The organism is Flavobacterium tagetis (genome assembly GCF_016735615.1).
Classification (GTDB): Bacteria; Bacteroidota; Bacteroidia; order Flavobacteriales; family Flavobacteriaceae; genus Flavobacterium; species Flavobacterium tagetis.
Window position 1 is genome coordinate 258,354 of the sequence record NZ_JAERSF010000003.1, and the last position, 14,185, is coordinate 272,538.

The following is a 14,185-nucleotide window of genomic DNA, read 5'->3' on the forward strand; positions in this document are numbered from 1 at the left end:
TGGTGGTGTTTTTTATGTTTTGCTTCGATATGAATTCTAAAGGCAAACAAAATAAAAGTAGATTATTAACAACAGAAACACATATAACAAATAGTGCTATAAGTGTATTTTTTAGGAAGAATGTAACGCAATATGCTTTCTGTTGTTTTCACAATAATAGTTTTTAAGGTTTGAAATATTATTTTAAACTCTACTAATCCTATAGACAAAGTTAAATTTTATATAATAAAAACCAAAAGTTTGTAAAGTTTTTTTCTAAAAAATATTCATTTTAATTAGAACTTAAAGATTTATTGTCACGGAATGCCTTGTTGTAATTGATTTCGTGCCTAAATTACTGATTTATTTAAATGTTAAATTTAGAATTAGAAATACAGAAAAATGTAGTATTTATCTCTTTTTTATAAATTTAAAAGCTATCGAGAGGGGCTACATTGATATCGAAAAACTTCTGAAAAACATCTTTTTAGTTTTAAAATAAGTTTTTTTTATACTGTTCTTTTTTGATGTTGGTTATAACAACTCTGCAGAAATAAAGTCATGTTGAATCTCAATTTTATTAATATTTGTTTTATAGCAGTTTATGCAATACTTTGATAAAATACTCTTTTATCCTTTAATATGATATTTGTCATTTTTAGCAAGAATTTAAGCATGTAGTTTTGCTTTGTAATTGAGGAATATTATTCTCAATCTAAATCAAAGTAATTTTCTATTTATGGGCAATTTATCTCAGTCTCACAGAATTTTATTCCTTAACACACTTGCTTTTACAATTTGTTTTGCTTGTTGGACTTTAAACGGCGTTTTGATAACTTTTTTGGCAGATAAAGGAATATTTAATTTCACTGTGGTAGAAATTGGTTGGTTATTAGGAATTCCAATTCTTTCAGGTTCTATATTCAGACTTCCAATCGGGATTTTAACTGATAAATATGGAGGAAAAGTTGTGTTTTCTGCTTTACTATTGCTTTGCTCAATTCCATTTTTTTTGATGCCATTCGCAAGTTCATTCTGGACCTTTGCCATTCTTAGTTTTTTCTTTGGTTTAGTAGGAACCAGTTTTGCAGTAGGAATTGGTTATACCTCAATTTGGTACCCTAAGGAATGGCAAGGAAGAGCTTTGGGAATTTTTGGAATGGGAAATGCAGGTGCAGCAGTTACTACTTTTATTGCACCAACCTTATTAAATAATTTATCAGAAGGTGATTCTGTTAACGGTTGGAAGATGCTTCCTGTTATTTATGGAATAACACTAGTACTTGTAGGGATTTTATTTGTTGTTTTTGCTAAAAATAAAACCAATAAGGTCGCTTCTAAAACGATTGTCGAATTAATATCACCTCTTAAAAAAGCTAGAGTCTGGAGATTCGGGGCTTATTACTTCTTAGTTTTCGGATTTTTTGTTGCCTATTCGCAATGGCTTCTTCCAAACTTTATGAATGTCTATAGTACAAGTTTAGTCATGGGAGGAATGTTTGCCACAATGTTCAGTTTGCCATCTGGTGTAATTAGAGCTTTAGGAGGGTACTTATCAGATAAATTCGGAGCCCGAAAAGTTATGTATTGGGTTTTAGGTTCTTCAATTGTAATTAGCTTTTTGTTGATGTTTCCAAAGATGGAAATCATTACGACTGGTCCTGGTGTTATGTCTCTTACCACTGGAACAGTTACAGAAATTACTGCAAATGAAATAACCGTAAACGGAAAAAAACATCAAATCAACAACAAAAAAGATTTTGAAACTAACAGTGAGTCTTCTGTTTTTCCTGTAAAAAAATCATGGCAGGAGATTGTCGTAGAGCAAAATCAGGAAGTTAAAAAGAAAGAATTATTAGCTCATGGAATTACACAAATTAATTTCAGCGCGAATCTTTGGGTATATCTCGTTCTGGTAATACTTATTGGGATTTCATGGGGAATTGGTAAAGCAGCAGTATATAAACATATTCCAGAGTATTTCCCTAATGAAGTTGGAGTTGTGGGGGGAATGGTTGGTTTAATTGGAGGTTTAGGAGGGTTTTTAGGGCCTATAATATTTGGATACCTCCTTAATTATACCGGACTCTGGACTAGCTCATGGATTTTCATATTTCTTGTTTCTGTACTTTGTTTGGTATGGATGCACAGTACAATAATAAAAGCTATGAGAACTAAATCTCCAAATTTTGTGAGACAAATAGAAGATAATCAATAATTAAAAACAAAATAAAAATGAAAACTTGGTTAGAAAAATGGAACCCGGAAGATGAAGCATATTGGAATTCTGAGGGAAGTAAAATAGCATGGAGAACTTTAATTATAACAACAATTACCTTAACATTATCATTTGCGTCATGGTTTATGATGAGTGTTATTGCAGTCAAATTGCCAGGTTTAGGATTTAATTTTTCTAAAGATCAGCTTTTTTGGTTAACAGCAATTCCAGGGCTAGCAGCAGGATTATTAAGAATTATACACACCTTTCTGCTTCCAATATTTGGAACTCGTCATATTATATCTTTTGCGACAGCAATTAAATTAATTCCCGTAATAGGAATTGGTTTTGCTATTATGAATGTAAATACGCCTTTTTGGGTTTTTGCTGTTTTAGCCTTTACAACTGGTTTTGGAGGAGGAGATTTTTCTTCTTATATGCCAAGTACAAGTTTGTTTTTCCCTCAGAGATTAAAAGGGACCGCATTAGGAATTCAGGCAGGAATTGGAAATTTTGGCGTTTCAATAGCGCAATTCGTTACGCCGTTAGTTATTAGTGTCGGAATTTTTGGAGCATCAACTATTTTTACAAGCATTGACCCAAAAGAAACATTGGCTGTATTTCAAAATTCATCAATAGAAAAACAAAAAGAAGTTTTTGGAGCTCTAGATACCGAAGTGCAAACTAAAATTTTATCTAACGTAAAGAAAAATATTGTTGATTCTGTAAGTACAGCCGTGAAGTCTAATGATAACGTAATTGTTTTTACTTCACTTCCCATTAAAGCAAAAGCAAAAGCGATTGCAAACGCAAATCCAAAATTGGCTGAAAAAATAATAAACAATATTAGTACTGAAAATGCAGCGGTAAAAAACAAACCAATCTACCTACAGTCTGCAGCATTTTGGTACGCGCCATTTCTAATAATTATGGCATTTATAAGCTGGTTCTATTTAAGAAGCATTCCAATGAAAGCTTCGGTTAAGGAACAATTTGATATTTTCTCAAATAAACATACTTGGTATTGTACAATTACTTACGTGATGACTTTTGGAACTTTTGCAGGTTTATCTGCGGCATTTCCTTTAATGATTAAATTTTTATATGGAGATTTTCCTAATGCACCAGATCCTTTAGTATATGCTTTTTATGGTCCGTTGATTGGATCAGCAAGTAGAATTGCTTTTGGATTTGTTGCTGATAAAGTCGGAGGTGCCATTTTGACAACCATAACAGGACTAGGAATTCTGGCAGGAGCCATTATTTTGGTTACTCAAGGATTAGTTGCGCCTACAAGTTTGGATCAATTTCCTCTTTTTGTGACTGTAATTCTAGCAATGTTCTTTTTCACAGGAATTGGAAATGCAGGTACTTTTAGACAATATCCAATTATTTTTAAAGAAAATCCTCGTCAGGCTGCAGGAGTTATAGGATGGACTGCAGCAATTGCAGCTTTTGGACCTTTTATCTTTTCTAAGTTAATTGGAAATAATATTTCTGCTAACGGTACTGTAAATCAGTTTTTTATTGGGGTTTGTTTCTTCACTATAGTAGCTACAGGAATAAATTGGTGGTTCTACAATCGTAAGAATTGTGAGAAACCAAGTTAAATAAAGTAATCATTTAATTTTATTAAAGATGAAAGATAAAACATTTAATGGAAAAGCTTTATTTGTGGCAACACTGGTTTCTATACTAACTATTGTACTTGTTTTTTATGGTTCCAGAGAATTGCAAAATTTTGATGCAGCCCTTGTTACTTATTTATTCGGAACCGTATTTGCTTTCTTCGGAATTGTTTATCGATACACAGTCTGGTTGCAGCGTCCTCCGACTTGGATGTATTTTAAAAGAAGTATCAAGTTCCTCTTTACCGGAAAAATATTTGCGCATTTATGGTTTTTAGGAAAAGAATCTGTTCAGAATATTTTACTTCAAAAATTCATTTATCCAAGAAGTAAATGGAGATGGTTTGCGCATTTTTGTATTGCACTAGGATGTTTATCAGCTTTTGCAATTACAATTCCGCTAACATTTGGATGGATTCATTTTACATTAGCACCAAATTCCATTTCAATATACGAAGCTCATTTCTTCGGATTCAAAATGATGGATTTTCAAATAAATTCCTTTTTGGCTTTCTTAATATTTCATGCATTAAACTGGTCTTCATGGCTAGTTATTATTGGCTCGGTTTATTATTTAAGAAGAAGATTAACTAATCCAGGATTAATTGCAACACAAACTTTTGAAGGAGATTTACTGCCACTAATTTTATTAATCGCAATCTCAGTAACGGGATTATGTTTAACCTATTCTTATCAGTTCATGAAAGGCTTTGCGTATGACTTCCTAGCTGTAATTCATGCGGTAACAGTAATTATGTTTTTGATTTGGATTCCGTTTGGAAAATTCTTCCATATTATTCAGCGTCCGGCTCAAATAGGAGCACACATTTACAAACAGGAAGGGATTAAAAAAGGAATGGCAGTTTGTCCACATACCGGGGAAGAATTCGCAACAAAACTTCATATAGAAGATTTAAAAATCGTTACGAGTCAGTTAGGATTCGATTTTACTCTTGAGGATGGAAGTTCTCATCTTGATTTGAGCCCAGAAGGGAAAAGATCACGATTAGCCCAAGCACATCTAAAAGCCAGATCTCAAGGAGGTAATTTATTTGGATAATTTCAAAAGTTTTAGACTTAAAGTTTCAAGGTTTTGTGTGAAACTTTAAATAAAAAATAATTTCATGTTTTAGGTTTCAAGTTTCACCTTTTACGGATAATTTGAGGCCTAAAATAAAAAATAAAAAATATGGCAAAACTACCAGTATCACCAGAAAAAATCATAGAAGTTTTCGGACCTCATAAAAATTATGCGCCTCAAGACGGTTATGAAGGAAAAGACGAGCCAGACGAAATTGTAAAAACGCATTGTTGTTTTTGCGGTATGCAATGTGGTATTCAATTATTAATAAAAGAAAATAAAGTGGTGGGTTTTGAACCTTGGATGGAATTTCCTTTTAACGAAGGACGTTTATGCCCAAAAGGTGTACAGCGTTATCTTCAAAATAATCATCCGGACAGACTTTTGCATCCGATACAAAGGGTGGAAGGAAAAGGATTTGAGAAAATGTCATGGGATGATGCAATGGATAAAACCATTTCTGAGATTAAGCGAATTCAGGAAAAATATGGGAAAAATGCTTTTTCTATGCTTTCGGGGGTTTCACTTAGCAATGAAAAAAGTTATTTGGTAGGAAAATTTGCCCGTGTCGCTCTTCAAACAAAGAATCTGGATTATAATGGAAGACTTTGCATGGTCAGTGCCGGTGCCGGAAATAAAAAAGCATTTGGTCTGGATCGTGCTTCAAATAATTATTCAGATCTGGAATATGCCGAAGTAATTATCGTGACAGGTGCAAATATCAGTGAAACTTTTCCAACATTGACACACTGGATTTGGAAAGCAAGAGATCGTGGTGCTAAATTGATTGTTATTGATCCAAGAATGATCCCAATGGCAAGAACAGCGGACATTCACTTGGATATAAGACCTGGTACAGATTCTGCTTTGTACGGTGCTATGTTGAAATATTTGGTAGACCATGACATGCTAGATCATGATTTTATTGATAATTATACATCAGGTTTTCAGGAAACGATAGACGCTGTGAAAGATTATACATTAGAATGGGCAGAGGAAATAACAGGTATTGATAAAAACAAAATTAAAGAAGCGGCAGAATTATGGGGTAAGGCCAAAACAAGTTTCTTGCTTCATGCACGAGGTATCGAACAGCATTCTAAAGGAGTAGATAATGTTGTGGGATGCATCAATTTAGTTTTGGCAACAGGCAGAATTGGAAAACCTTATTGCGGATATGGAACAATAACAGGACAAGGCAATGGACAAGGAGGAAGAGAACATGGTCATAAATGTGATCAATTGCCAGGAAATAGAGATATAGAGAATCCAGAACATCGTAAATATATAGCTGGAGTATGGGGAATTGATGAAAAGGATATGCCTGGAAAAGGTCTTTCAGCTTATGAAATTATTGACGCTATTCATAGAGGAGAAATAAAAGGTTTGCTTTCGATCTGTTTTAATCCATTAGTATCACTTCCAAATAACAATTATGTGCGAGAAGCGCTGGAAAAGTTAGAGTTTTACGTTTGTATTGATTTCTTTTTAAATGAAACTGCCCGCCACGCCGATATTGTTTTGGCAGGCTCTTTACAAGAGGAAGAAGAAGGAACTACAACTTCTGCAGAAGGGCGTGTTATAAGAGTAAGACAAGCTGTAACGCCTCCAGGAGAAGCACGAACAGATACTTCTATACTATTAGAAATTGCTAAAAGACTGGGGAAGGAAGATAAATTCTCCTATGATAACAGCGAGGCCATTTTTAATGAACTTAGGGTGGCTTCAAAAGGTGGCACAGCAGATTATTTTGGAATTTCATATAAAAAAATAGAAGATAATATGGGGGTGTTCTGGCCTTGTCCAACAGAAAGCCATCAAGGAACTCCGAGATTATGGGAAGATAAAAAGTTTAAAACGCCAGATGGAAAAGCGCATTTTAACCCAGCACCATACAGATTGCCGAGTGAAGTTACAGATAAGGAATATCCAGTTACTTTAACAACAGGACGGGTAGTTTCTCAATATTTAAGTGGAACACAAACCCGTAGAATTGGAAAATTAGTAGACCAATTTCCTGAACCATTTATAGAAATTCATCCAGATTTGGCAACAAAATACGGAATAAAACAGAGAGAATTAGTGAAGGTGTCAACCAGAAGAGGTCAAGGAGTTTTTCCGGCAAATATTGTAGAAACAATTAGAAGGGATACCGTTTTTGTGCCTTATCACTGGCCTGGTCTCAAATCAGCAAATCAATTAACAATTGCGACCTTGGATCCTGTTTCTAAAATGCCTGAATTCAAAGTTTGTGCGTGTCAATTGGAACCGCTCGGAACAATTGCCCCACCGTCTAAAGAATCTGAAGCTTTTGCAAGTGTTTAATCTATAGAAGTAACCATGAATTTGACCAATTTTAATACAAAAGAAGAGTTTTTTGTAGATATGCAACGTTGCATTGGTTGTAAAGCCTGTGAAATGGCTTGCGCCGAATGCGAAACAAACGGACAGCAAACCTTAATAAGTGTAAACTATGTAGATCGTTCATCGACAATTCAAACAACCGTTCAGGTTTGCATGCATTGCGAAGATCCTGTTTGTGCAAATGTCTGCCCGGCTGATGCTATTTCGCAAGACGAATTTGGCGTTGTACATACCGCAAGTACAGAAAGATGTATAGGATGTTCTAACTGCGTTATGGCTTGTCCTTTTGGCGTTCCAAAAAAAGTAGAAGAGTATGATTTAATGATGAAATGTACTATGTGCTACGATAGAACAAGTGTGGGCAAAAAACCAATGTGTGCCACAGTTTGTCCAAGTGGTGCATTGTTCTACGGAACGAGAGAACAAATTGAAGAAATGAGACCAAACAGTACACCAATCAATAACTTCATTTTTGGGCAGGAAAAAGTCAAAACAAAAGTCAATATTATGATGCCAAAAGGAAGTACAGAATTAAGAATTTATTAAATATCGAGTCATGTCAAAAGAAGATAATTTAAATCAAAACTGGAAAAAAGATTTCCCCATAAAAAAACAGGAATCCATACAGGTGAGCAGACGCGATTTCGCTAAATTCCTGACTTTTGTTTCTGGCGGATTAATGGTAGGAAGTGGTTTTGTAACCGCAAAAGCTTTTTTGTTGCCAAAAGAAGAAGTACAAGGCGAACATTTTATCTGCAATAAAGAAGATGTTCCAATAGGAGGAACAAGAGGTTTTGTTTTAGAAGGAAGTACAATTCCATACATATTAATTCATTTAGAAAGTGGCGAATTTAGAGCTTACGAGCAAAAATGTACCCATCTTTCCTGTTCTGTGTTTTATAAACCGGGAACTGGGATCATCCATTGCCCTTGTCACGAAGGTTCATTTGATGCCATGACAGGAGACGTAATAGCCGGACCACCGCCAAGAGCTTTACCACAATTAGAAGTGGTTTTTAAAGAAAATGCTGTTTTTGTAAAAGCATTAATAGAAAAAAAAGATAGCTGATTTTAAAATTTTGAATTATGAGTACTTTTAGACGAAGCCAAAATGAGGCAAATCCTAATAAGCTGAATAATATACTTTCAACACTTATTTTTATTTTAATTTTAAACGTAAGTATTCAAATCTGGCTTTTATATGCATCACTGAATAATGCACTAGAAAACAATAAAGAAATTTTGATTCCAGCATTTATAGCTTCAGCAATCTTATTTTTTATTGGTTTTGCATGGTTATATTATCTTCCAAAAGGCAATTTTAGAAAGAAATAAGCAAAATCTCTTAAACTTTAAAAGCTATTTCAGTTTTTATGAATCTATTTAAAAGAATTGCGTTAAATTTATATTTAAAAAAAAATAGATACTTAATTGATTGAACTAAGTAAAAATACTTATATTTGTGATAAGTATTTTTTTGCTTATAAAAAATAGTCTAAATGATAAAAGTTGAAGAAGCCATAACGATAATTGAAGCAAACAGCAATAGGATGCCAGCAAAGCTAGTTTCTGTTAGTAAAGCATTAGGTTTTGTCTTGGCCAAAAAAGTAATTTCGCCAATAAACATGCCACCGTTTCGACAATCAGCTATGGATGGATACGCTTTTACACACAGTATTAGACATCAATATGATATTATTGGAACCTCGCAGGCTGGAGATCATTCTAATATAAAGTTAAAAAATACCGAAGCAATTAGAATATTTACGGGTGCTTTTGTTCCAGATAATGCAGATACAGTGGTAATGCAGGAACATGTGATGGCAAATAAGGATTCGATTTTGATTGCCACAATGCCGGAAAAGTTTTCAAATGTTCGTTCAAAAGGTGAGCAGATTGGAAAAGATGAAGTAGTTTTTGAAGCCAATACTTTAATTACTCCTGCGGCAATTGGATTTTTAGCTTGTCTGGGAATTACAGAAGTTGAGGTTTATAAAAAGCCAAAAGTGGCCATTTTAGTGACAGGAAATGAATTAATACAGCCTGGCAAAAAATTAAGAAAAGGAAAAATATTTGAAAGTAATTCGATTATGCTCCAAGCTGCGCTTCAAACAATAGGGATTGAAAAAGCAAAAGTTTATCGCGTAAAAGATAATTTGAAAGCAACAAAAAAAGCTTTAAAAGATATTTTAAAAAAGTATGATATTGTTCTAATTTCTGGTGGAATTTCAGTTGGAGATTATGATTTTGTAAAAGAAGCATTACTGCAAAATGAAGTAAAGGAACTTTTTTATAAAATCAATCAAAAACCAGGAAAACCAATGTTCTTTGGCTCGAAAAATGAAACTTTAGTCTTTGCATTACCAGGAAATCCAGCTTCTTCGCTAACAAACTTTTACATTTATGTTTTGCCGGCGATAAAAAACAGAATGGGATTTTCTGAAATTCATAAAACAAAAGTAGTTCGAAAATTAAATTCAGAAATTAAGAATGATACAGGAAAAACATTATTCTTAAAAGCAAAGTACGACGAAACAAATGTTACAGTATTGAATGGTCAGAGTTCAGCAATGCTCAATACATTTGCTGTTGCCAACAGTTTATTGATTGTCCCTGAAAATGTTGAAGAATATAAAAAAGGTCAATTGGTAACATTATTGCCAATAGACTAAATTTTAGATTTTAAGAATAAAGAGAATAGATTTTTAAGAAAGATGCTGAAAACCGCTGTATAAATAAAAACATATAGGAGAAGCGATTAAACAGTTAACCCAAAAAACGATTAAACAAAAAATGAACCTATTAAGTTCCGAAAATATAGTATTATTCAGCTTCGCATTAATTGTAATTGCGTTTTTATATTCAAGCGTAGGGCATGGAGGAGCATCAGGATATTTGGCCTTGATGAGCATTTTTGCTTTTCCAGTTTCAGTAATGAAACCATCGGCTTTATTGTTGAATTTGTTTGTTTCGAGTATTTCGTTTTTGTTTTATTATAAAAATAATTATTTCAAGCCCAAATTGTTTTATCCGTTTGCAATTGCATCGATTCCGGCAGCATTTATTGGAGGTTTTATAACTTTAGATAATGCGATTTATAAAATTGTTTTAGGAATTGTTTTGGTTTTTGCAGCGCTGAGATTGTTTGGTGTATTTAATTTTAAAGAAAAGGAAGAGGTAAAAATTAATCTTCCGTTTGCTTTGGCAATTGGTTTTGCCATCGGATTATTATCTGGAATGCTGGGAATTGGCGGTGGAATTATATTAAGTCCGATTCTGTTATTTTTAGGATGGGCATCAGTGAAAGAATCGGCTGCGATTTCGAGTTTATTCATTTTTGTAAACTCATTTGCTGGAATGATGGGATTCTTTTTAGGAGGAAAAACGATTCCGATGGAAAGTTTCTATCTCGTTCCAATTGCTGTAGTAGGAGGAATATTAGGGGGATTTTACGGAAGTGGCTCTTTCTCTAACAGAACATTAAAAATGGTTTTAGGAACAGTGATTTTAATGGCAAGCGTTAAATTGATTTTTCCTTGAAATAGAATAAGATTTAAGTCCAAAATTCTATGAAATTTGTGCCTAAATAATAACAGAAACCTGAAACATAAAAGCTATGGAAACACTAACAGTATTTATTCTTTGCGGAGGAAAAAGCACCAGAATGCAGTCAGAAAAAGGATTGGTTTTGTTTCAGGATAAACCATTTATTGAGCACATCATTCAGGCGATTTTACCAATTACAGATCAAATTAAACTAATTACGGCCTCAAAAGAATACGATTATTTAGAGTATGAAAAGATATCAGATTTAATTGCAGATAAAGGACCTCTGGGAGGAATTTACACGGCATTATCACATTCAGAAACTGAGTTCAATCTTATTTTAAGTTGTGATATTCCGTTAATTTCAACCGAATTATTACAGGAATTAATTTCAAAACATACACAAGAAGCTGGAATTACAGTTTTTGCATCCGAGAGCAAAACACATCCATTGATTGGAATTTATTCAAAAAATATTGTTCCGATTATTAAAGAAGCGATTGATTCCGACGAATTAAAAATGATGGATTTGCTAGCGAAATTACCGCATCAGATTATTAACATAGAAGAAAGTGAGAACTTTCATTTAACCAATATTAATTCGGCTGACGAGTTAAACGACCTGAATATCAATTTAACTTAAAAGACTATGCGAAATTTAAAAACACCAAAATTAACGATTGTGGGCGCAGGTCCAGGCGACGTTGAATTGATTACGGTAAAAGCGATTAAAGCTTTAAAAAGTGCCGATGTAGTTTTGTATGATGCTTTGGTAAACGAAGAATTATTGGAATACGCATCAAATGCAGAAATTGTTTTTGTTGGAAAACGTTTAGGCTGTCACGTTTACACACAAGATCAGATCAATGATTTGATTGTTTCTATGGCAAAAACTCATGGACATGTGGTTCGTTTGAAAGGCGGCGACCCGTTTGTTTTTGGAAGAGGAAGTGAAGAAATCGAATTTGCAGAAGATTTTGGAATCGAAACAGCTATTGTCCCTGGAATTTCATCTGCTTTAGGAGTTCCAGCCTCAGTTGGAATCAGTTTGACACAGCGAAAAGTTGCCGAAAGTTTCTGGGTTATCACAGGAACGACTTCAGACCATAAATTGTCAAAAGATATTTTGTTAGCATCAAAATCGGCAGCAACGGTGGTTATTTTAATGGGAATGCATAAATTAGACGAAATCATTTCAATCTATCAGCAAAATAGAAATGACGATCTTCCAATTGCGATTATCCAGAACGGAACAAAAAACTCAGAGCAAAAAGTGATTGGAACTATCAATACAATTACTAAATTGGTAGCAGAAAAAAATATATCATCACCAGCCATTATCGTGATTGGTGAAGTAGTAAGAAATACATCGAGTTGGATTTCGTATTTTCAAGAACACTTTGAAGACGAGTTCATTTTCCAAAATTTAAATTTATAAAAATGATAGAGGTTAAATATTTTGGAGCTGTTGCTGAAAAAACAAAATGTGAATTCGAAAAACTATCTTTTTCAGAAGAATTATCATTGCAAAAATTGTTGCAGGATTTGAACGGAAAATACGATTTCGAATCTCTGACTTTTAGTGTTGCAGTAAATCAAAAAATAGTTTCTAAAACTTCAGATTATACTTTACAGACCAGAGATATTGTAGCACTATTGCCACCATTTGCGGGTGGTTAATTAAAAAAGAATGAAAAAATCAACAAGATATAACCGACAGACTATTCTTCCTGAAATAGGAGAGGAAGGCCAGTATAAATTATCAAAAGCGAAAGTTTTGGTGATTGGTGCAGGTGGCTTGGGTGCTGCAGTTTTGCCTTATTTGGCCGGTGCAGGAGTTGGTGAAATCGGAATTGTTGATGATGATATAATTGATGTTTCAAATCTTCATCGTCAGGTTATTTATAAAACTTCGGCTGTTGGAAAATCCAAAGCAGAAGAAACTAAAACGATGATTTCAGAATTAAATCCAGAAATAAAAGTCAATGCTTTTTCTGAAAAATTATCTGGAAGAAATGTCATTTCATTATTTGAAAAATATGATATTATTGTTGATGCAACAGATAATATTGCAATAAAATATTTAATTAATGATGCTTGTCTTGTAACCAATAAACCAATGGTTTACGGATCTATTTTTAGATTTCAGGGACAAGTTTCTGTTTTCAACTATCAAAACGGACCAACTTACAGATGTTTATATCCTGACGAAAATTCGAGTGTGGTAAATTGCGAAGACGCTGGTGTAATTGGAGTTTCTGTTGGAATTATCGGAATGTTTCAGGCTAATGAAGCCATAAAAATGATTCTTGGAGTTGGAGATGTTTTAAGCGGAAAGATTCTGGTTTATAATGTTTTGAAAAATGAGCAACAGAAATATGATTTCGAAAAGAGTTCAGAACTAGAAATGGCTAAAGAAGATTTCGAACAGAAATACAATTCATTTGAAAATCAGGTTGAAGAAATAAAATTTGAGCTTATTTTGGATGAAATAGAAAATGATGAGGTTCTTTTTTTAGATGTTCGAAATGATGATGAGCAACCAAAAATAAATTTGAAAAACGGCTTTCAGATTCCATTGATGAATCTAGAAAATGAAATTAGAAAACTGAATTCAAATCAAACTATTTACATTTTTTGCCAATCTGGAATCAGAAGTAAAATTGCGGTAGAATTGCTTCAAAAGCATCAATTTAAAAATATAAAAAGCATTGCTGGAGGTGCCTTGGCAATGAAGAAGTTATTAGCAACGGAGATAAATTTATAGCCACAGATTTTAAGGATTAAAAAGGATTATAAGTTAGCATGTCACCCTGAGCGAAGTCGAAGGGCGTTCCAATTGGACGTGGGCTTCGACTTCGCTCAGCCTGACAAAAGAAAAAAAACTTTAAAATTCGTGAATTCGTCGCTATCAAAAAAATATAAAAAATGAGTAAAAATGTATTTGTAGAAGGACCGATTTCTCCAGAATTTATTGCAGAATCGATCGCCAAACATCAATCCAAACATACTATTGGAGCACATAATATTTTTCTAGGACAAGTTCGTGCCGATGTTATTCACGACAATACCGTCGTAGCAATTGATTATTCGGCGTATAAAGACATGGCAAATGAAGCTTTATATGCAATTCGAGAAAAAGCTTTCGCCAAATTCGATTTAACCTGTATGCACATCTACCATAGTTTGGGCGTTGTAAAAGCGGGCGAAATATGTTTGTTTGTTTTCGTTTCCGCAACGCGACGCAAACAAGTTTATGAAGCAACAGAAGCTATTGTAAACTGGATTAAAACAGATGTTCCGATTTTTGGGAAAGAAATGTTTGAAAATGATACATTCACTTGGAAACAAAATACCTAAGAAATTATA

The 14,185-nt window shown here is 33.6% G+C and carries 14 protein-coding genes; all 14 read left to right on the forward strand.

Annotated features, from left to right (window positions below):
- The first annotated feature begins 718 nt into the window (after nt 1-718).
- The 14 genes from JI750_RS15265 (at nt 719) to JI750_RS15330 (ending at nt 14,176) form a co-directional block, all read left to right on the forward strand.
- A complete protein-coding gene (locus tag JI750_RS15265; RefSeq protein ID WP_202003739.1) occupies nt 719-2,197 on the forward strand; it encodes an MFS transporter in 1,479 nt (492 codons plus the stop codon).
- A gap of 17 nt (nt 2,198-2,214) precedes the next feature.
- Entirely contained in the window at nt 2,215-3,807 is a 1,593-nt protein-coding gene (locus JI750_RS15270; protein ID WP_202003742.1) for a magnesium transporter MgtE N-terminal domain-containing protein, read from the forward strand.
- Nucleotides 3,808-3,835: 28 nt separating this feature from the next.
- Nucleotides 3,836-4,885 (forward strand): MFS transporter, encoded by a 1,050-nt coding sequence (locus JI750_RS15275; RefSeq protein ID WP_202003744.1) that lies wholly within the window; start codon nt 3,836-3,838, stop codon nt 4,883-4,885.
- A 129-nt stretch (nt 4,886-5,014) separates the two neighbouring features.
- The gene (locus JI750_RS15280; protein ID WP_202003747.1) at nt 5,015-7,231 is read left to right on the forward strand and encodes a molybdopterin oxidoreductase family protein; all 2,217 of its coding nucleotides are present in this window, start codon (nt 5,015-5,017) and stop codon (nt 7,229-7,231) included.
- Between the two features lie 15 nt (nt 7,232-7,246).
- Nucleotides 7,247-7,816, forward strand: a complete 570-nt coding sequence (locus JI750_RS15285; protein WP_202003751.1) for a 4Fe-4S dicluster domain-containing protein — start codon at nt 7,247-7,249, stop codon at nt 7,814-7,816.
- 10 nt (nt 7,817-7,826) lie between these two features.
- Nucleotides 7,827-8,339 (forward strand): Rieske (2Fe-2S) protein, encoded by a 513-nt coding sequence (locus JI750_RS15290; RefSeq protein ID WP_202003754.1) that lies wholly within the window; start codon nt 7,827-7,829, stop codon nt 8,337-8,339.
- A gap of 17 nt (nt 8,340-8,356) precedes the next feature.
- Nucleotides 8,357-8,605, forward strand: coding sequence for a DUF6755 family protein (locus tag JI750_RS15295; RefSeq protein WP_202003757.1), 249 nt, complete (start codon nt 8,357-8,359; stop codon nt 8,603-8,605).
- Nucleotides 8,606-8,769: 164 nt separating this feature from the next.
- A complete protein-coding gene (locus JI750_RS15300) occupies nt 8,770-9,942 on the forward strand; it encodes a molybdopterin molybdotransferase MoeA (protein WP_202003760.1) in 1,173 nt (390 codons plus the stop codon).
- A 121-nt stretch (nt 9,943-10,063) separates the two neighbouring features.
- On the forward strand, nt 10,064-10,810 hold the full coding sequence (locus JI750_RS15305; protein ID WP_202003762.1) for a sulfite exporter TauE/SafE family protein: 747 nt from the start codon (nt 10,064-10,066) through the stop codon (nt 10,808-10,810).
- Nucleotides 10,811-10,886: 76 nt separating this feature from the next.
- Nucleotides 10,887-11,459, forward strand: coding sequence for a molybdenum cofactor guanylyltransferase (locus JI750_RS15310; protein ID WP_202003765.1), 573 nt, complete (start codon nt 10,887-10,889; stop codon nt 11,457-11,459).
- A gap of 6 nt (nt 11,460-11,465) precedes the next feature.
- Nucleotides 11,466-12,254, forward strand: a complete 789-nt coding sequence (cobA, locus tag JI750_RS15315) for a uroporphyrinogen-III C-methyltransferase (RefSeq protein WP_202003767.1) — start codon at nt 11,466-11,468, stop codon at nt 12,252-12,254.
- 2 nt (nt 12,255-12,256) lie between these two features.
- Complete coding sequence (locus JI750_RS15320) at nt 12,257-12,496, forward strand: MoaD/ThiS family protein (RefSeq protein ID WP_202003770.1); 240 nt, start codon at nt 12,257-12,259, stop codon at nt 12,494-12,496.
- Nucleotides 12,497-12,506: 10 nt separating this feature from the next.
- Nucleotides 12,507-13,583, forward strand: a complete 1,077-nt coding sequence (gene moeB, locus JI750_RS15325) for a HesA/MoeB/ThiF family protein (RefSeq protein WP_202003773.1) — start codon at nt 12,507-12,509, stop codon at nt 13,581-13,583.
- 161 nt (nt 13,584-13,744) lie between these two features.
- On the forward strand, nt 13,745-14,176 hold the full coding sequence (locus JI750_RS15330) for a molybdenum cofactor biosynthesis protein MoaE (RefSeq protein WP_066034044.1): 432 nt from the start codon (nt 13,745-13,747) through the stop codon (nt 14,174-14,176).
- Nucleotides 14,177-14,185 lie beyond the last annotated feature (9 nt).

Coding starts and splice junctions, on each gene's coding strand:
- cobA (WP_202003767.1), top strand. CDS start 11,466: ATGCGAAATTTAAAAACACCAAAATTAACGATTGTGGGCGCAGGTCCA.
- JI750_RS15330 (WP_066034044.1), top strand. CDS start 13,745: ATGAGTAAAAATGTATTTGTAGAAGGACCGATTTCTCCAGAATTTATT.
- JI750_RS15265 (WP_202003739.1), top strand. CDS start 719: ATGGGCAATTTATCTCAGTCTCACAGAATTTTATTCCTTAACACACTT.
- JI750_RS15320 (WP_202003770.1), top strand. CDS start 12,257: ATGATAGAGGTTAAATATTTTGGAGCTGTTGCTGAAAAAACAAAATGT.
- JI750_RS15290 (WP_202003754.1), top strand. CDS start 7,827: ATGTCAAAAGAAGATAATTTAAATCAAAACTGGAAAAAAGATTTCCCC.
- JI750_RS15310 (WP_202003765.1), top strand. CDS start 10,887: ATGGAAACACTAACAGTATTTATTCTTTGCGGAGGAAAAAGCACCAGA.
- moeB (WP_202003773.1), top strand. CDS start 12,507: ATGAAAAAATCAACAAGATATAACCGACAGACTATTCTTCCTGAAATA.
- JI750_RS15295 (WP_202003757.1), top strand. CDS start 8,357: ATGAGTACTTTTAGACGAAGCCAAAATGAGGCAAATCCTAATAAGCTG.
- JI750_RS15280 (WP_202003747.1), top strand. CDS start 5,015: ATGGCAAAACTACCAGTATCACCAGAAAAAATCATAGAAGTTTTCGGA.
- JI750_RS15270 (WP_202003742.1), top strand. CDS start 2,215: ATGAAAACTTGGTTAGAAAAATGGAACCCGGAAGATGAAGCATATTGG.
- JI750_RS15285 (WP_202003751.1), top strand. CDS start 7,247: ATGAATTTGACCAATTTTAATACAAAAGAAGAGTTTTTTGTAGATATG.
- JI750_RS15300 (WP_202003760.1), top strand. CDS start 8,770: ATGATAAAAGTTGAAGAAGCCATAACGATAATTGAAGCAAACAGCAAT.
- JI750_RS15275 (WP_202003744.1), top strand. CDS start 3,836: ATGAAAGATAAAACATTTAATGGAAAAGCTTTATTTGTGGCAACACTG.
- JI750_RS15305 (WP_202003762.1), top strand. CDS start 10,064: ATGAACCTATTAAGTTCCGAAAATATAGTATTATTCAGCTTCGCATTA.